We start from the raw sequence: 17,156 nt of genomic DNA on the forward strand, positions 1-17,156 counted from the left end.
CGGCCATTCACATTCCGAATCAATCAAGTTCAACAGGATAGTACAACTCGATGTCATGTTTTTCCCGCACCATACTAGCCGCTTCAATCAGCGCAGCTCTTTTTGTGCCACCGACTCAAGCAGAAGCTATGTTAGACGATAGTGTGCAGGAACTGCCCGCTATAGATCAATGTTTGATCAACGAACCCGAAGCTGAAGGCGCTAATGAGCAGCCTATCAATGTTGAAGCCGATACGCTAGAAGCAGTGAATGGCGAACGCGCAAACTACAAAGGTAACGTGGTCGTCGTTCAAGGCAAAAAACGTATTTTGGCAGATACAGTGACTCTTCACCAAAAAGAAAACATTGTGGTTGCTGAGGGCAATGTAAACTTTAGTGATGGCGAAGTAAAAACCGTTTCAGACAAAGCGACCAATGATCTTAATACCGACTTAATGACGCTAGAAAACACAAAATATCAGTTTTTGTGTGAACCGGGACGCGGTGAAGCGGTTTATGTTTCAAAAACAGGCAAAGCGGTTTATGAAATTGAAGATGGTTCGATTACCTCTTGCCCCGAAGGCGATAACACTTGGCGTTTGAAAGCATCGAGCATAGATATTGACCAGAACGAAGAACAAGCGACGTTCTACAACCCTCGTTTTGAAATTCAAAATGTACCGGTTTTTTACTTACCGTTTTTAACCGTACCGATTGGTGATACTCGTAAGACTGGTTTTTTGTACCCAACGATATCTTATGGCTCTAGTGATGGTTTTGAGGCTGAAGTACCTATCTACTGGAATTTGGCACCAAACTACGACCTAGAAACCACGTTTAAATACATGCAAGAACGTGGCACACAGTTAAACAGCAAATTTCGTTATCTGAGTGACTTCGGTAGCGGTAGCATTAAATCTGAATATTTACCTGACGATAAAAAATACACTGAACAAGGAAACCGTTGGGGCTTCCAATATGAACATAGCGGTATTTTCAACCAGGTATGGAAGTTTGATATTGATTACTCTCGCGTCAGTGACATTAGCTACTTTTCCGATTTAGATTCTGGCATTGGTAACCGTGAGGATGGGCAGTTAATTCAAGAAGGTCAAGCTACCTATCGCTCTGATAATTGGGATTCATCAATACTGGTTCGTGATTTTCAATTACTCACTGAAGATAAAACAAATACCAATCAACCATACCGTTTAATGCCACAGCTTGCGTTTAACTATTACGCACCAGAGCTGCTGCCCTATATGGACTTCGACTTAATCAGTCATATATCGCGCTTTGAAACCAATGCAACAGGCAAACCCGCTGCAACACGGGTACATATAGAACCCGGCATTACTATCCCTATCGCTAATACCTGGGGGACCTGGACTACCGAAGCCCGACTGTTAGGGACTTATTACCAACAAGATCTCGATGGTGTTACAGCAAGTGAATACCAAGATCTTGAAGAAAGCGTCACTCGCGTTATACCTGAATTTCGCTCTCATGCCGGAATTGTCCTAGAAAGAAATACCGCAATCTTCGAGGACTACACACAAACTCTCGAACCACAACTCCAGTACTTGTATGTCCCGAAAGAAAATCAAAACAACATTGCTAAGTACGATACAACGCTGCTGCAAACCGATTACTATGGGCTTTTCCGCAGCCGCAAATACAGTGGTGTTGATGAAATAGCGGCAGCAAACCAATTTAGCTACGGCGCATCAACCCGCTTCTTTGATGAGCAATATAAAGAACGTTTGAACATCTCTTTTGGTCAAATTCTATACCTTAACAAAAGCAACCGACTGGATAGCAGTAATAACGAAGAGGTTAAATCCAACTACTCAGCTTGGGCGGTAGAAATGGACTTCAACTATGACGATTACCTTTTCTACCACGGTGGCGTTCAGTACGACATTGATACAAGTGCGATGCAACTCGCCAACAGCACCTTAGAGTATCGTGCTGGCTCTGGATATATTCAAACTAACTATCGTTATGTAACGAAAGAGTATATCGAAAACACCGTCGGTGATAGCGTTCCGGTAAATTCAATTACTGTCGATGGCATTTCACAGGCTGGTTTATTAGGCGGTTACCAGATTAATCGTAAATGGAATGTGAGCGGTCAGTACTTCTACGATTTAACGACCGATGAAAGCTTGGAGTGGCTGGCGAACTTAAGCTATACCTCTGATTGTTGGTATATCGGCTTTACCTATAGCAATCAGTTAAGAAGTTGGAATGGTAACTTTATCACTGATCCGGATGCTGACCCAGTTTATGAAAATAACTTTAGCCTAAACTTCGGCATTGTCGGTTTTGGTACCACCATTGGTGCTGGTTCAGGTTTAGCTGGAGTTGATAACGCTGGTAATGCTTTAGGTTATGGTCGCCCATTTACTCTAAGTAACTAATTTATTTGGCCTATGCTATCACGTAGGCTTTTTCTCATCTTTGATAGGACTGCAAATGAAATTGTGGAAACACACCCTTATTGGCTTAGTTGCAACATTAAATATTGCAACCGCTTCAGCGACTCCCGTTGAGCTTGATCGCGTTGCCGTTATCGTCAATAGCGGCGTTATTTTGCAAAGCGATATTAATAGCGCCATAAAAACCCTGTACATCAATGCTAAGAAAAATAACCAAACACTTCCTGATGAAAAGGTCCTGCGCGAACAAGTGATAGAAAAACTGATTATCGATACCGTTCAGCAGCAAGAAGCTGAGCGTATTGGAGTGCGGATCGATGATAATCGCCTTAATGAAGCCATCAATGAAATTGCTAAAAATAACAACCAAACGATTGACGAACTGACTACTTCTGTTGCCGCTGAAGATTTAACTTACGCAGAATTTCGCGAACAAGTGCGCAAAGAAATTGCGGCTAGTGAAGCTCGCAATGCTCTTGTACGCCGGCGAGTCAATATCCTCCCAGCTGAAGTCGATAACCTAGCCGATATCCTTGCCCAGGAAACCAATGCGACCGTTCAGTATAAAATTGGTCATATCCAGCTACGTTTTAGTGATGACCAAGATAAAACCGTTGTTGAGAAACAAGCCAAAGAATTAGCTGAAAAACTAAACCAAGGTGCTGATTTTAGTACCATGGCTTATACCTACTCTAAAGGTCCAAAGGCACTACAAGGTGGTGATTGGGGCTGGATGCGTAAAGAAGAAATGCCAACCATCTTTGCCGATCAAATCAAAATGCAAAATAAGGGCACTATTATTGGTCCATTTCGTAGTGGTGTTGGCTTCCATATTTTAAAAATCGAAGATGTGAAAGGCTTAGAAACGGTCGCGGTAACCGAAGTAAATGCACGCCATATTCTGATAAAACCAACGGTTATTTTAAGTGATGACGGTGTACAAAAAGAGCTGAATGAATTTATCCGCCGCATTAATGCTGGTGAGGCTACCTTTGCCGAACTCGCTCAACAATACAGTCAAGACCCAGGTTCAGCAGCGCAAGATGGTGAATTAGGTTACCAAACACCTGACTTATACGTTCCAGAATTCAAACACCAAGTTGAAGTTTTACCTGTGGGTCAAATCAGTGAACCATTTAAAACCGTGCATGGCTGGCACATTGTTGAAGTGCTTGATCGCCGTGAAGTTGACCGCACCGATTCCGCAATAAAAAATAAAGCCTATCGTATTCTCTTTAACCGTAAATTTAATGAAGAAGCAAGTGCTTGGCTGCAAGAAATGCGCGCCAGTGCATTTGTGGAAATTTTAAAGGATGAGCAAGATGACAATTAAACGTATTGTTGTCACTGCTGGTGAGCCTGCGGGTATTGGTCCAGATTTAGTACTGGCGCTATCTAAAGAAGATTGGGCACATCAACTGATTGTGTGCGCTGATAAAACGTTACTCGAACAACGTGCACAACAGCTTGGTATTAATGTAAAACTTGAAGATTATGACTCAAGTGCGGAGCCGACCCCCCAACAAGCGGGGTCATTAGTTGTTGATCACATTCCTCTCGCAACCCCCGTTGTCGCGGGGAAGCTTGATGAAGCAAACGGTCATTATGTATTAAACACATTAGAAAGAGCCGCTTTAGGCTGTATGAATGATGAATTTGATGCTATTGTCACCGGCCCTGTGCATAAAGGGGTGATCAACCGTGCTGGTGTTGCTTTTAGTGGCCACACCGAGTTTTTTGCTGAGAAGTCAAATACACCATTAGTCGTGATGATGCTTGCAACTGAAGGATTAAGAGTGGCACTGGTGACGACTCACATTCCACTTGCGTATGTATCCAAAGCGGTTACGGAAGAGCGGTTAGAAAAAATCATTGAGATCCTACATAAGGATCTGTTGGAAAAATTTGCTATCACAGAACCGAAGATTTATGTGTGCGGATTAAATCCTCATGCAGGAGAAGATGGCTGCCTAGGTCGTGAAGAGATTGAAACCATCACGCCGACACTAGAAAAAATTCGTCAACAAGATGGCATTAATTTGATAGGCCCACTACCAGCCGACACCATCTTTAACGACAAATACTTGCAAGATGCCGACGCTGTTTTAGGCATGTATCACGACCAAGTTTTACCCGTATTAAAATACAAAGGTTTTGGTCGTTCAGTAAATATTACTCTTGGTCTACCCTTTATAAGAACATCGGTCGATCATGGCACCGCGCTCGAATTAGCAGGGAAAGGGGTTGCGGATACAGGGAGCTTTAGAACAGCACTCGCCTACGCGATTGACTTGGTAGAAAAGAAACCTAATTAATTTTGAGAAAACTATGAGAAATGATGTCCACTTAGGACACAAAGCGCGTAAACGTTTTGGTCAAAACTTCCTAAACGATCCATACATTATTGATGGTATTGTCTCTGCGATTAATCCACTACCAGGGCAAAACCTGGTTGAGATTGGTCCTGGTCTTGGTGCCATCACTGAACCTGTAGGCCGTGAAGTCGATAAATTTACGGTCATAGAGCTGGATCGTGACTTGGCCGAACGTCTCCGTAACCACCCTGAATTATCAAGTAAATTGACGATTCATGAAGGCGATGCCATGCGTTTCGACTTCACTCAATTAGTGAAGCCAAATAATAAACTGCGTATTTTTGGCAACTTGCCGTATAACATTTCAACACCGCTAATGTTCCACTTATTTGAATTTCATAAAGACATTCAAGACATGCACTTCATGTTGCAAAAAGAAGTGGTTAATCGTTTAGCTGCGGGCCCTGGTAGCAAGGCATACGGCCGTCTAACCGTTATGGCTCAGTATTTCTGTAAAGTAGTACCGGTGTTAGAAGTACCACCTACTGCATTTGTACCGCCACCAAAAGTAGATTCAGCCGTTGTACGTTTAGTGCCTTATGAAGTCCTACCGCATCCAACAACCAATATGAAGTGGTTGGAACGAGTGTGTCGTGATGGCTTTAACCAACGTCGTAAGACGGTACGTAACTGTTACAAAGGTTTAATTGAAGCGGAAACGTTAGAAGAACTTGGTGTTAACCCTGCTTTGCGCCCAGAAAACCTAACACTTGAACAGTTTGTTGCTATGGCAAACTGGTTAGACGCTAATCACGCCTAATGACGATTGAGCGATATACTTTCAATGTCTATCGCTCATCTATCAAACAAGGAGTTAACATGGACGTATCTCAACCTTGTATCAAAATCCAAGTCCAAACTAAATACATTGCCGAACAGTCAAGTCCTGAATTACATCGCTATATATTCGCTTACCTCATCACCATCACCAACTTAAGTAAACAGCAAGTTCAACTTATGAGCCGCCGCTGGCTTATCACTGACTCTAATGGTAAGCAAATGTCGATTGAAGGCGATGGCGTCGTTGGAGAGCAACCAATTATCCAAGCCAATGATGAATACTCCTATCACAGTGGAACGGCTTTAGAGACACCAGTCGGTGTTATGCAAGGTCACTATGTCATGCTTGATCAAGATCAGAATGAATTTATCGTAGAGATAGCCCCTTTTCGTCTCGCGATCCCTAACGTTTTAAACTAATGAGGTACTCGTGGCGAATTATATCGTCGGTGATATTCAAGGCTGTTTTGATGAACTTCAGCATCTGCTTGCTACCGTAAAATTTCAACCACAACATGATACGCTTTGGCTAGCGGGTGACTTAGTCGCACGGGGGCCAAAATCATTAGAAACATTACGCTTTGTAAAAGCGCTAGGTAATTCAGCGCGCGTCGTGTTGGGTAACCATGATCTTCACTTACTCGCGGTATCTATTGGGATTCATCCGGCCAAATCTCGAGATAAAACACTGCCGATCCTTCAAGCTCATGACGCTGACGAACTATTAGAGTGGCTACGCCATCAACCACTTATGGCTGAACATCCCGAGTTTGTGATGTGTCATGCCGGTATTTCGCCGCAGTGGGATCTCAATACAGCACGTGAGGCAGCAAAAGAAGTCGCCGCGGTCTTGCAAGGTGAAAACTGGCGCTGGTTGATAGAGCAGATGTATAGCAACACTCCCGATATCTGGAGTCACAAGCTGCAAGGTATAGAGCGTTATCGCTACATCATCAATGCTTATACCCGCATGCGATTTTGTTTTACGGATGGAAGGCTAGACATGGCGTGTAAGCTGCCGCCACAACAAGTTAGCGATGACGCACTCGTGCCTTGGTTTGATGTTCCTCAGCGAATTCCATTAGATAAAACCGTCATATTTGGTCACTGGGCCGCATTGGAAGGCTACCGCAGTCAATGCTGCATTGGATTGGATACTGGCTGTGTATGGGGAGGAACTCTGACCATGCTACGTTGGGAAGATCAACAATATTTCATTCAACCAGCTTTAGCACACAAAAACTAACGGATTAGAACATCCGGATCACCGCTTAATGGCGATCCGGAATCTGTTATTTCTTATCGAAAATCACAAACTGCATGTTGTGTGCATTTTTTTCATCCGCTTGATACGCTTCACGATGCACTTCCTGCCACTCACTTCCCCATTCAGGAAATTGGGTATCCCCCTCAACATTTAAGTCAATAAAGGTGAGGTATAGCTTATTAGCTTTTGTCATACAGGCTTGATAGATAGAGCCCCCACCAATGATCATCACTTCATCCACATCACCCGCAACCTTGATTGCTTCATCTATAGAAGGCGCAACACAGACTCCTTCTATCATCAGAGAAGCATCACGGCTGATCACGATATTATGGCGACCAGGTAGAGGACGACCAATCGACTCATAGGTTTTACGCCCCATGATCACAGGTTTACCTAAAGTACAGCGCTTAAACCACGCAAAATCAGCAGGTAAATGCCATGGCATTTGATTATCTTTACCAATAACTCGCTTGTCTGCCATCGCGGCAATCATACTGATGATCATAAAATAAGATCCTAGAGTGGAATGAGAGAAAACGATATTCCGCTTTCAATGTTCTAAACAATGGGTTTACGGCGATAGAATAACAAGCCTGGAACCGCGAGGCCAACCGCTAAGCCGGCAATAATAAACATTGCCTTCAGAAAATTAGCCATCAGCGTCGAAAATAGCTCGGGGGTGAAGCCAAGATGGTTAATTTCAACCATGGCGATCATTGCTTTAAAAGCAAAGACACCAGGTACCATCGGGATTAACGCCGCAACAGTGAACACTTTGGGATGTGCCAAAAATTTATGCGACCAATTAACGCCCACCATTCCAACAATGGTTGCGGCGAAAAAAGTCGCCCACTCAATTGGAATACCAAATTGCATCATCAAATAACGCGAGCCATGACCAATCGCACCACCTAAAGCACAGTACTTAAGCGCAGGCACGGGCACATTGAATACCAAAGCAAAACCCACCGCAGGAATCGCTGCAAAAAACATATCATTAGCTAAGCCAATCAATAAATTCATCCAATCCATGTTACCACCCCCACACGCCAGTAAGACTCATCGCAGCAACAATTCCAAGGCTAGTTGCCAGGGTCAGTAAGCTGGCCATGACAAAACGAGCAATGCCCATATTGATGTAGCCTTTGAGCATATCAGCAACCGCATTAATCAATGGAAAACCAGGCACTAACATCAATACCGAAGAAGCCATGACAATGGTCGGCTTATTACCTAATTGGTAAATGACCGCTTGAGTAGAAATGGTAGACGTAACAAATGCTGTGACCGCAAAGTTGACGAGCGGATTAAAGTGGCGATGGCCTATTTCTTGGCGAACGATCATGCCTACAGCAGAAGCAATGAAAGTCATTGCAAATACGGTCCAATCTCCGCCAGCCAAACGAGCGAATGCCGCACATGAAAGACCGATCATCACCACCACTAACCAACGATTATAGCGCTCTGGACTTATTTGATTGAGTTTCTTCTGTGCAAGAGAATAGTCTAAAATTCCTTTCTCCATCATGATACAAATGCGCTGCACTTGAGTCACAACTCGCATATTGATACCACGATCAGGGCAACGACGAGCGGTCGTAATGCAGTGGCTATCATAAACGGTAGTCAATACTAACGAACTGGCGGAAAGTGATACTTCCACTTCACTCATTCCACAGGCTGCGCCCATTCGACGCATAATATCACCCACTAAAGTGCTTTCAGCACCATGCGCTAATAACATCTGCCCTGCTTGGGCGACTAATCGAGAAACCGATCTCTGTTTGGATGCCATGATTCCTTTCCTAACGTCCTAAAAGTGCAACATTTTGCACGAAAATAAGTATCTGAAATTTGATTTAGACACAAAAAAGCCGCAATTGCTATTGCGGCTCAATACTTTGGACAAAATTAATCACGAACATAGATAACGTGACCGTCATCTTCTTCGTCATCCCAATCGTCCCAATCATCATCGTCATCTTCAGTAATAACGTTCTGACCACTCATTGCATCTTTATGGTAATCATCCCACATGAAGTCAACTTTTTGCGCTTCGCTTAGCTCTTCTTTTTCACGAGGTAATGTTTCCATAAAGTCAGCCAACTCACGGCATAACTCCGCGGTGCCTTTCTTATTCACAGCTGAAATTTTGAAGTATTTACCTTCCCAAGCCAATGCTTCCAAGATCTCTTGGATCTTTTCATCCGCTTCTTCTTCCAGCATAAGATCAACTTTGTTGAACACTAACCAACGTGGTTTTTGTGCTACTTTCTCGCTGTATTGCTCGAGCTCATCAATGATGGTTAGTGCATTTTGCGCCGGATCACTTTGATCAATCGGCATGATGTCGATCATATGCAGCAACACGCGACAACGCTCTAGGTGTTTTAAGAAGCGAATACCCAAGCCAGCACCATCCGCAGCGCCTTCGATCAAGCCTGGAATATCGGCAACCACAAAGCTCTTCTCAGGGACAACACTCACCACGCCTAAGCTTGGGATTAAGGTTGTAAACGGATAATCGGCAACTTTCGGTTTTGCAGCGGAAACAGAACGAATGAACGTTGACTTACCCGCATTAGGTAAACCAAGCATACCGACATCAGCAAGCAGCAATAGCTCAAGACGCAGCTCACGGACTTCACCTTTAGTACCCATCGTCTTTTGACGTGGAGCACGGTTAACCGAGGACTTAAAGCGAGTGTTTCCTAGACCGTGCCAACCGCCTTTTGCGACCATGACGGTTTTACCATGCTCAGCAACTTCACCAACCACTTCATTGGTATGGATATCAACCGCACGCGTACCGACAGGGACTTTTAGCGTAATGTCTTTACCGCGTTTACCAGTACAGTTACCACCACTACCATTTTTACCACGCTCAGCTGCGTAGAAACGCTGGAATCGGTAGTCAATTAGAGTATTAAGGTTTTCGTCAGCTTGAATGTAGACGTCACCACCATCACCGCCATCGCCACCGTCAGGGCCACCTTTCGCCACGAATTTTTCACGCCAAAAGCTAACGACACCGTTACCGCCATCGCCCGCTTCGACTTTAATTACCGCTTCATCAACGAATTTCATTTGTTACTCCGCACTATTTGCGCTGCGATATCACTGTTACACAATGATATAAATTCTAGCAGATACAGACTCAGAATCGACCTTGGTCATCCTTTGTTTCACCTGCAATTGGAACACATAAGGAGAAACTCTAGCGATTAGAGTGTCTTCTTTTCTGTTCGACTGATAAATAAAAAACCCCACCGTAACGGCAGGGCTTTTGAATTCAGCTAGGTACTAAACTTATTCAGCTTCGATGCTAACAAATTTACGGTTTTTAGAACCTTTAACCTCAAACTTCACTTTACCTTCGGTAAGAGCGAAAAGAGTATGGTCTTTACCAATACCAACGTTAGTGCCTGCGTGGAACTTAGTACCACGTTGACGAACGATGATGTTACCTGCAAGAACAGATTCACCACCGAAACGCTTAACACCAAGACGTTTGCTTTCTGAATCGCGGCCGTTACGAGTAGAACCGCCAGCTTTTTTGTGTGCCATTGTTAAACTCTCCTAAATTACTTAAGCGTTGATGCCAGTGATTTTCACTTCAGTGAACCACTGACGGTGGCCTTGCTGCTTACGAGAGTGTTTACGACGACGGAACTTAACGATTTTAACTTTATCGCCACGACCGTGTTGTACTACTTCAGCAGTAATTTTACCGCCTTCAACAAGAGGTGCACCAACAGTGATAACCTCACCGTTAGCAACTAGAAGAACTTTATCAAATTCAACAGTTGCACCAGTTTCAACGTCTAATTTCTCTAAACGAAGAGTTTGACCTTCGCTTACACGGTGTTGTTTACCACCAGATTGGAAAACAGCGTACATATTTTACTCCGCTCTTTCCGCACAGCCGTATGCTTTTTATTTGAGCAATTTGGGTGTGCGCTAAACTAATCATCAATAGGGCGCAGATTCTACGCGAATGAGTACCCTAAGACAAGCCATATTTTGAAAAAATTGGCGAAAAGCTAATCGCCAATGAAAAGTGCCGCAATCATGCCTTTAAGCCATGTATTAATCAACGTTTTTTAGTGTATTATTCGAGAATTATAGAAGAACAAAATACCTTATAGGTTCTAACTTCAGCCGGATCAATCATGGATTTTAACGCTATCCAAACACTTACTGCCAACGACATGGCAAAAGTGAATGAAACAATTCAAGCTCAGCTCAACTCTGATGTATCTTTAATCAACCAATTAGGGTTTTATATTGTCAGTGGCGGAGGTAAACGCCTGCGCCCTCTGCTGGCCATCTTGTCAGCTCGTGCTCTCGGTTATCAAGGAGAGGCGCACACGACCGCAGCCGCATTTATCGAATTTATTCATACTGCGACCTTGTTGCACGATGATGTCGTCGATGAGTCTGACATGCGTCGTGGCAAAGCAACTGCCAATGCCGCGTTTGGTAATGCCGCCAGCGTGTTGGTCGGAGACTTCATCTACACCCGTTCATTCCAAATGATGACTAAGTTAGGATCATTAAGGATCCTCGAGTTAATGAGCGACGCTGTAAACGTCATTGCGGAAGGTGAAGTTCAGCAGTTAATGAACTGTAATGATCCTGACACCACCGAAGAAAGTTATATGCAGGTGATCTACTCAAAAACAGCACGTTTATTTGAAGCGGCAACTCAAATTGGCGCTATCTTAAACGATGCCCCTCAAGAGATCGAAACAGCTTTACAAAATTACGGCAAATACCTCGGCACCGCTTTCCAGCTCATCGATGACGTGATGGATTACACCTCTGATGGAAAAGAGATGGGCAAGAATGTTGGTGATGATCTAGCGGAAGGTAAACCCACTTTACCACTGCTGTATGCCATGCAAAATGGTACGCCAGAACAAGCCAGTATGATCCGCGAGGCAATTGAAAAATCGAATGGCATGGAGCGTTTAGATGAAATTCTAGCGGTCATGAAGCAGACAGGTTCGTTAGAATATACAACGCAAAAAGCGCAACAAGAAGCCGATAAAGCGATCGCTGAACTTGCTGTAATTACTGATAGCGATTACAAACAGGCGTTGATTACACTGGCTCATATGGCAGTGAACCGCACTAAGTAACCGATAATGATGGCTCGATATAGCTTGCGATTTGTTCTTCTATTTTACCCGCAAGTAATCAAGCATTAGACAAACAGAGATGAAGAGCCTTGTTATCAAGGCTCTTCATCATTCTACTGAACATTAAGCTACAACCCACCTTGCCAAATCATCCCACAAGCAACAACAGCAACAACGGTCAAAGCACACGCGCCAAACTTCTCTCTCCCTTGGAATGGATGAATGCCCTGCTCTCGTTTAGCTTTGATGTAGAAATAAAGCCCTGGCAGATACAGCAATGCAGAGAGCATCAAATAATGCAGACCAGAAGCGTACAGCAACCACAACCCATAAATCGTCGCCGACAAACCAATGATGAGTAACTTACCACGATTTTTCTGTTCAATCGCCAGCTTAAGCGTGAACGCACCGACCAAAAAATATGGCACTAAGATCATTTCAGATGCAAAGATCAACAAAGTGTCATAAGTACTGCCCGCATACATCACTAAAATCAATGAACACTGGATACAAATATTGGTTAACGTCAGCGCCTTAACCGGGCTGCCCGCTGCATTTTGTTTAGCGTAAATGGCTGGAAACACTTTATCTTTTGCGCATAAAAATGGCGCTTCAGATGCCAGCACTGTCCAGCTTAAAAATGCCCCACAAACAGAAATAATAAGGCCGATACCAATGATGTACTCGCCCCATGGGCCAATAATCATGGTCAATACTTTTGCCATTGATGGATTCTGATATTGCGCCAGTTCTACCGGCTTGATCACCCCCATTGACAGCAACGTCACCAGCACATATATCGTCAAAGCTGTCAACAAACCGAGAATGGTCGCTTTGCCAATATCAGCACGATGACGAGCTCGACTAGACACCACGACAGCACCTTCAATACCAATGAACACCCACACGGTAATCAACATTGTGCTTTTGATTTGGGTAAGCAGATCGTGTTCGCTGCCAAAATGGAGCCCAGTAAAATCTAGCGTAAATTTATCCCAACTAAAGGCAAATGCAGCGCAAAGAATAAACAGAACTAAAGGTACCATTTTCGCAAAGGTAGTAATGAGGTTAATAAACGCCGCGGTTTGCACTCCCCTTAACACCAGTAAATGCACAAGCCAGAGTAATACCGAAGCACTAGCAATAGAAACCCAAGTATTTCCTGCTCCGAAAATGACGCTATCTGGGCTATCAAAAAACATTCCCAACGTGCTAAAAACGATGACTAGGTAAGAAACATTGGCGACCATGGCACTAAACCAATAACCCCAGGCAGAACAAAAACCTGCAAAGTCTCCAAAACCCTCTCTGGCGAAACCAAACACACCGCTATTGATGTGCGGCTTATGGATCGCTAGTTGTTGGAAAGAAAGCGCAAGAAAGATCATCCCTATACCAGTGATCCCCCATCCAATCATGACGGCTAAAGGGCTAGCCACAGAGGCCATATTTTGCGGCAGGCTAAATACACCAGCACCAATCATTGAGCCAATGACAAGCGCTGTGAGTGAGCCTAAACCGAGTTTATTATCCATGGTGATGTTCCAGTGAGTATCTACACATACGAGGAAGAAGGCGCTATTTTAGAGAACAATATGATAAGACATAGCCCTAAAGTGATCTTTATCACCTAGATAGTGATAAAGATGGCAACTTCATTGCCGAGGATCAAAAAGATAGTAAGTTCATCATCAAAATAACAGTGCAAACAGTAAAAAACTCCGCATTCTACACACAGAGAAGCGCCTTAATACAAAAAGTCGCACTTACTCAAACAATAACACCAACCTGATCATAAAAATCAAAATTAATGACTAAGAACTGGTGAATATAGCGATTAAATCGCTTAGAAAACACACAAGTGCTAAACCGATTAAAGTGCTGTTATGAAAACATTTATCCCATAAAAAATGCCGCTCTTAAAAGAGCAGCATTTTTAGAGTCATGATGTTTCGCGATTATTTAGCGAATTCAACACCAATAGCGATATCACCTTGCAGTGTTTCAAGCATGCCGTCTAAAGCAGCTTGCTCATAAGCACTTAATACACCGTAGCTTAATACTTCTTCTACGCCGTCTTTGCCTAATTTGATTGGTTGAGCAAAGAAAGAAGCATGTTCGCTACCACCATCAACGTAAGCACACTCAACAATACCAGGTTCACCTTGCAGTGCTTTCACTAAAGACAGACCGAAACGGCAAGCCGCTTGGCCCATAGAAAGTGTCGCACTACCGCCACCCGCTTTTGCTTCAACCACTTCAGTACCCGCGTTTTGAATACGCTTAGTTAAAGCTTCGACTTCTTCAGCGCTAAACTCAACGCCTTCAACTTGAGATAGAAGAGGCAAAATAGTGACACCAGAGTGACCACCAATAACTGGTACACGAATCTGGCCTGGATCTTTATCTTTAAGTGCTGCCACAAAGGTTTCAGAACGAATAACATCCAGTGTAGTCACACCAAACAATTTGCGCTTGTCGTACACACCCGCTTTTTTCAATACTTCAGCCGCAATTGGTACTGTTGTGTTTACTGGGTTAGTGATGATGCCAACGCAAGCTTTTGGGCACACTTTAGCAATTTTTTCTGCCAACGCTTTTACAATACCAGCATTAACATTGAATAGATCAGCACGATCCATACCTGGTTTGCGCGCAACACCAGCTGAAACTAAAACCACATCCGCACCTTCCAGTGCTGGTGTTGGATCTTCTCCAGCATAACCTTTGATCGATACCGGCGTCGGGATATGGCTAAGATCAGCAGCGACACCAGGAGTAACTGGTGCAATATCGTATAACGCTAGATCTGAACCAGCAGGAAGACGGTTTTTAAGTAGAAGTGCTAGGGCTTGACCGATGCCACCAGCGGCACCAATAACAGCTACTTTCATCGTAGTTCTCCTTGAGAGTTAATCTCTTATAAATGTTTTTAGTAGGGTATTTTTAAGGTAGAACGCTATAGCAATCACAATATGATTACAATCAATTAACGTCAGCTTTGCGACCTTGCGCAATCGCAAAAAACCGTGCCACAAAACCAGTGGCGATTATGACGCTTATTATCTTTACTGACAAAGGCTTAAGCCGCTATTCGACCAAAGTTTTACGTCAACTTTACAGTGACCTTTTAGACACTTTTGCAGGATAGTTTGGCTATAACTGCATAGCTATGCGAGAATATGCAGCAATAAATGTTCAATCGAAGACGATGACTATGCGCAATAATGATAAGCAAGATAATCTAGTTCGTGCTTTTAAAGCCCTACTAAAAGAAGAACGATTCGGCTCTCAAGGTGACATCGTTGATGCACTGCGTAACGAAGGGTTTGAGAATATCAACCAATCTAAAGTTTCTCGCATGCTCACTAAGTTTGGTGCCGTACGTACTCGCAATGCAAAAATGGAAATGGTTTACTGCCTTCCTGCTGAGCTTGGGGTTCCGACAGTATCAAGCTCACTGCGCGAACTGGTGCTAGATATCGACCATAACGCTGCACTGGTTGTGATCCATACCGGCCCTGGCGCAGCGCAGCTTATTGCTCGCTTGCTCGACTCTTTGGGGAAATCAGAAGGTATTTTAGGCGTAGTAGCCGGTGATGATACGATTTTTATCACCCCAACTTTGAATGTCACGACAAAGCAACTATTTGATTCTGTTTGCGATCTGTTTGAATACGCAGGTTAAACTTCAGCTCAAACTCCGCTCATTTTCTAACATTATCAGAGTCGTGCCGCTTATTGAGGCGTGACTCTGTTCACATCTTCAAAAATAAGACATCACTAATTAAGCGATAATAACTCATTGATAGGCAAGCCATTGTCATATATTTGACACTAAAGGAGTCACTAATATATAGCCTATTTCGCTATATTTTTTAACATTCCTATAATTATGTGTCGATTTTTTGGTATTATTTAGCCGCTTTTTCAACACACGGATTGAAAAAGACGACGTTTCCTAGTTAAGGAAACTCCCCCTATATTGCTATTATTTATGGGGTTAATAATGGATAAGGAAGGAAAATTCATGGCATTGAATAAATTGATTAAAGTTGGAGCGATTGCAGCTGCAGTGATTGGCGCGGGTGCGGTCAATGCTCAAGAGTTCATTACAATTGGTACCGGTTCGGTGACGGGTGTTTACTACCCAACAGGCGGTGCGATTTGTAAACTTGTCAACAAAGGACGTAAAGATCACAACATTCGCTGTTCTGTAGAATCAACTGGCGGCTCTATCTACAACGTTAACACTATTCGTGCTGGTGAGTTAGATTTCGGTATCGTTCAGTCAGATTGGCAGTACCACGGTTACAACGGTACCAGTAAATTTGAAGAGCAAGGTCCATTCAAAAAACTACGCGCGGTTTTCTCACTTCATACCGAACCTTTTAATATCATCGCGCGCGCTGATTCTGGCATTAATGGCGTAGCAGACCTGAAAGGTAAACGTGTCAACATTGGTAATCCAGGCTCTGGTGACCGCGCAACCATGGGCGTTGTTATGGATGCGATGGGTTGGACTAACGATAGCTTCAAACTTGCCTCTGAACTAAAAGGTTCTGAGCGTTCTCAAGCATTATGTGATAACAAAATTGATGCCTTCATCTACATGGTTGGGCACCCAAATGGTTCAATCAAAGAGGCAACAACTTCTTGTGATGCAAAATTAGTTTCTGCAACAGGGCCTGAGATTGAAAAAATCGTCGCTGATAACCCTTACTATGCATACAGCACAGTACCTGCTGGCATGTACCGTGGTACAGATCAAGATGTGAAAAGCTTTGGTGTAGCGGCAACATTAGTGACGAGCACTGACGTTTCAGACGATGTTGCCTACAACTTAGCTAAAGCAGTATTTGAAGATTTCGATACCTTCAAACGCCTACACCCTGCTTTCGCAAACTTGAAAAAAGAAGACATGGTAAAAGCGGGGATCTCTATTCCTCTTCACCCTGGCGCTGAAAAATACTACAAAGAAATTGGCCTGCTAAAATAATGTCGCACTGCGATAACTCATAACTTAGCGAACCAGAAAGGAGGTGTCATGCCTCCTTTCATTAACACATTCATATATTCCAAACCGTTAGAGTTTAGCCAAGCTGTTCAAACTCTATATCTTAGGGATGTATTTTGGTTTTCAATGATTAGAAAACCAACTTTGATC

At 43.5% G+C, this 17,156-nt stretch carries 17 protein-coding genes; 9 read left to right on the plus strand and 8 right to left on the minus strand.

What is annotated here, in order from left to right; all coding sequences use genetic code 11:
• Positions 1-50: 50 nt before the first annotated feature.
• The 6 genes from lptD to apaH are packed head-to-tail and all read left to right on the plus strand — an operon-like array spanning position 51 to position 6,821.
• Positions 51-2,402, plus strand: coding sequence for an LPS assembly protein LptD (gene lptD, locus HGG78_RS03525; protein WP_172532101.1), 2,352 nt, complete (start codon positions 51-53; stop codon positions 2,400-2,402).
• Between the two features lie 55 nt (positions 2,403-2,457).
• Entirely contained in the window at positions 2,458-3,753 is a 1,296-nt protein-coding gene (surA, locus tag HGG78_RS03530) for a peptidylprolyl isomerase SurA (RefSeq protein WP_172532102.1), read from the plus strand.
• A complete protein-coding gene (gene pdxA / locus HGG78_RS03535) occupies positions 3,743-4,735 on the plus strand; it encodes a 4-hydroxythreonine-4-phosphate dehydrogenase PdxA (RefSeq protein WP_373682304.1) in 993 nt (330 codons plus the stop codon). The genes surA and pdxA overlap by 11 nt, the downstream gene beginning before the upstream one ends.
• A gap of 13 nt (positions 4,736-4,748) precedes the next feature.
• Positions 4,749-5,555: a 16S rRNA (adenine(1518)-N(6)/adenine(1519)-N(6))-dimethyltransferase RsmA gene (gene rsmA, locus HGG78_RS03540; protein ID WP_053308754.1), complete on the plus strand. Its 807-nt coding sequence runs from the start codon at positions 4,749-4,751 to the stop codon at positions 5,553-5,555.
• 59 nt (positions 5,556-5,614) lie between these two features.
• Positions 5,615-5,995 (plus strand): Co2+/Mg2+ efflux protein ApaG, encoded by a 381-nt coding sequence (apaG, locus tag HGG78_RS03545; protein ID WP_053308755.1) that lies wholly within the window; start codon positions 5,615-5,617, stop codon positions 5,993-5,995.
• Positions 5,996-6,005: 10 nt separating this feature from the next.
• Complete coding sequence (apaH, locus tag HGG78_RS03550) at positions 6,006-6,821, plus strand: bis(5'-nucleosyl)-tetraphosphatase (symmetrical) ApaH (RefSeq protein WP_172532103.1); 816 nt, start codon at positions 6,006-6,008, stop codon at positions 6,819-6,821.
• A 46-nt stretch (positions 6,822-6,867) separates the two neighbouring features.
• Here the strand turns inward: apaH and folA are convergent, their stop codons facing one another.
• From folA to rplU, 6 genes are all read right to left on the minus strand, one after another.
• Positions 6,868-7,350, minus strand: a complete 483-nt coding sequence (gene folA, locus HGG78_RS03555; RefSeq protein ID WP_172532104.1) for a type 3 dihydrofolate reductase — start codon at positions 7,348-7,350, stop codon at positions 6,868-6,870.
• 53 nt (positions 7,351-7,403) lie between these two features.
• Entirely contained in the window at positions 7,404-7,877 is a 474-nt protein-coding gene (locus HGG78_RS03560) for a threonine/serine exporter family protein (protein WP_053308758.1), read from the minus strand.
• A gap of 1 nt (position 7,878) precedes the next feature.
• Entirely contained in the window at positions 7,879-8,640 is a 762-nt protein-coding gene (locus tag HGG78_RS03565) for a threonine/serine exporter family protein (RefSeq protein WP_053308759.1), read from the minus strand.
• Between the two features lie 116 nt (positions 8,641-8,756).
• Positions 8,757-9,932: an Obg family GTPase CgtA gene (gene cgtA, locus HGG78_RS03570; protein WP_053308760.1), complete on the minus strand. Its 1,176-nt coding sequence runs from the start codon at positions 9,930-9,932 to the stop codon at positions 8,757-8,759.
• 222 nt (positions 9,933-10,154) lie between these two features.
• Positions 10,155-10,412, minus strand: coding sequence for a 50S ribosomal protein L27 (gene rpmA, locus HGG78_RS03575; protein ID WP_053308761.1), 258 nt, complete (start codon positions 10,410-10,412; stop codon positions 10,155-10,157).
• A gap of 21 nt (positions 10,413-10,433) precedes the next feature.
• Positions 10,434-10,745: a 50S ribosomal protein L21 gene (rplU, locus tag HGG78_RS03580; RefSeq protein ID WP_053308762.1), complete on the minus strand. Its 312-nt coding sequence runs from the start codon at positions 10,743-10,745 to the stop codon at positions 10,434-10,436.
• 272 nt (positions 10,746-11,017) lie between these two features.
• Between rplU and ispB the strand changes: the two genes are divergently transcribed.
• Positions 11,018-11,989, plus strand: coding sequence for an octaprenyl diphosphate synthase (gene ispB / locus HGG78_RS03585; RefSeq protein WP_172532105.1), 972 nt, complete (start codon positions 11,018-11,020; stop codon positions 11,987-11,989).
• A gap of 128 nt (positions 11,990-12,117) precedes the next feature.
• Here the strand turns inward: ispB and HGG78_RS03590 are convergent, their stop codons facing one another.
• Together HGG78_RS03590 and mdh are read right to left on the minus strand one after the other, a co-directional pair.
• Positions 12,118-13,524 (minus strand): basic amino acid/polyamine antiporter, encoded by a 1,407-nt coding sequence (locus HGG78_RS03590; RefSeq protein ID WP_053308764.1) that lies wholly within the window; start codon positions 13,522-13,524, stop codon positions 12,118-12,120.
• A 423-nt stretch (positions 13,525-13,947) separates the two neighbouring features.
• A complete protein-coding gene (gene mdh / locus HGG78_RS03595) occupies positions 13,948-14,883 on the minus strand; it encodes a malate dehydrogenase (RefSeq protein ID WP_172532106.1) in 936 nt (311 codons plus the stop codon).
• Positions 14,884-15,206: 323 nt separating this feature from the next.
• Between mdh and argR the strand changes: the two genes are divergently transcribed.
• Both argR and HGG78_RS03605 read left to right on the plus strand, forming a co-directional pair.
• Positions 15,207-15,677 carry a transcriptional regulator ArgR gene (gene argR / locus HGG78_RS03600; protein WP_053308838.1) on the plus strand — a complete coding sequence of 157 codons (471 nt, stop codon included), beginning with the start codon at positions 15,207-15,209 and terminating at the stop codon, positions 15,675-15,677.
• 342 nt (positions 15,678-16,019) lie between these two features.
• A complete protein-coding gene (locus HGG78_RS03605; RefSeq protein WP_171979676.1) occupies positions 16,020-16,988 on the plus strand; it encodes a TAXI family TRAP transporter solute-binding subunit in 969 nt (322 codons plus the stop codon).
• Positions 16,989-17,156: the final 168 nt, after the last annotated feature.

It is taken from the genome of Vibrio aestuarianus, assembly GCF_012395185.1.
GTDB classification, from domain to species: domain Bacteria; phylum Pseudomonadota; class Gammaproteobacteria; order Enterobacterales; family Vibrionaceae; genus Vibrio; species Vibrio aestuarianus.

What these genes read in the sequence shown, in the direction of transcription:
- cgtA (WP_053308760.1), bottom strand. Translation starts at nt 9,932, where the DNA reads ATGAAATTCGTTGATGAAGCGGTAATTAAAGTCGAAGCGGGCGATGGC.
- pdxA (WP_373682304.1), top strand. Translation starts at nt 3,743, where the DNA reads ATGACAATTAAACGTATTGTTGTCACTGCTGGTGAGCCTGCGGGTATT.
- HGG78_RS03590 (WP_053308764.1), bottom strand. Translation starts at nt 13,524, where the DNA reads ATGGATAATAAACTCGGTTTAGGCTCACTCACAGCGCTTGTCATTGGC.
- HGG78_RS03605 (WP_171979676.1), top strand. Translation starts at nt 16,020, where the DNA reads ATGGCATTGAATAAATTGATTAAAGTTGGAGCGATTGCAGCTGCAGTG.
- folA (WP_172532104.1), bottom strand. Translation starts at nt 7,350, where the DNA reads ATGATCATCAGTATGATTGCCGCGATGGCAGACAAGCGAGTTATTGGT.
- rpmA (WP_053308761.1), bottom strand. Translation starts at nt 10,412, where the DNA reads ATGGCACACAAAAAAGCTGGCGGTTCTACTCGTAACGGCCGCGATTCA.
- ispB (WP_172532105.1), top strand. Translation starts at nt 11,018, where the DNA reads ATGGATTTTAACGCTATCCAAACACTTACTGCCAACGACATGGCAAAA.
- HGG78_RS03565 (WP_053308759.1), bottom strand. Translation starts at nt 8,640, where the DNA reads ATGGCATCCAAACAGAGATCGGTTTCTCGATTAGTCGCCCAAGCAGGG.
- apaG (WP_053308755.1), top strand. Translation starts at nt 5,615, where the DNA reads ATGGACGTATCTCAACCTTGTATCAAAATCCAAGTCCAAACTAAATAC.
- argR (WP_053308838.1), top strand. Translation starts at nt 15,207, where the DNA reads ATGCGCAATAATGATAAGCAAGATAATCTAGTTCGTGCTTTTAAAGCC.
- rsmA (WP_053308754.1), top strand. Translation starts at nt 4,749, where the DNA reads ATGAGAAATGATGTCCACTTAGGACACAAAGCGCGTAAACGTTTTGGT.
- lptD (WP_172532101.1), top strand. Translation starts at nt 51, where the DNA reads ATGTCATGTTTTTCCCGCACCATACTAGCCGCTTCAATCAGCGCAGCT.
- surA (WP_172532102.1), top strand. Translation starts at nt 2,458, where the DNA reads ATGAAATTGTGGAAACACACCCTTATTGGCTTAGTTGCAACATTAAAT.
- HGG78_RS03560 (WP_053308758.1), bottom strand. Translation starts at nt 7,877, where the DNA reads ATGGATTGGATGAATTTATTGATTGGCTTAGCTAATGATATGTTTTTT.
- rplU (WP_053308762.1), bottom strand. Translation starts at nt 10,745, where the DNA reads ATGTACGCTGTTTTCCAATCTGGTGGTAAACAACACCGTGTAAGCGAA.
- mdh (WP_172532106.1), bottom strand. Translation starts at nt 14,883, where the DNA reads ATGAAAGTAGCTGTTATTGGTGCCGCTGGTGGCATCGGTCAAGCCCTA.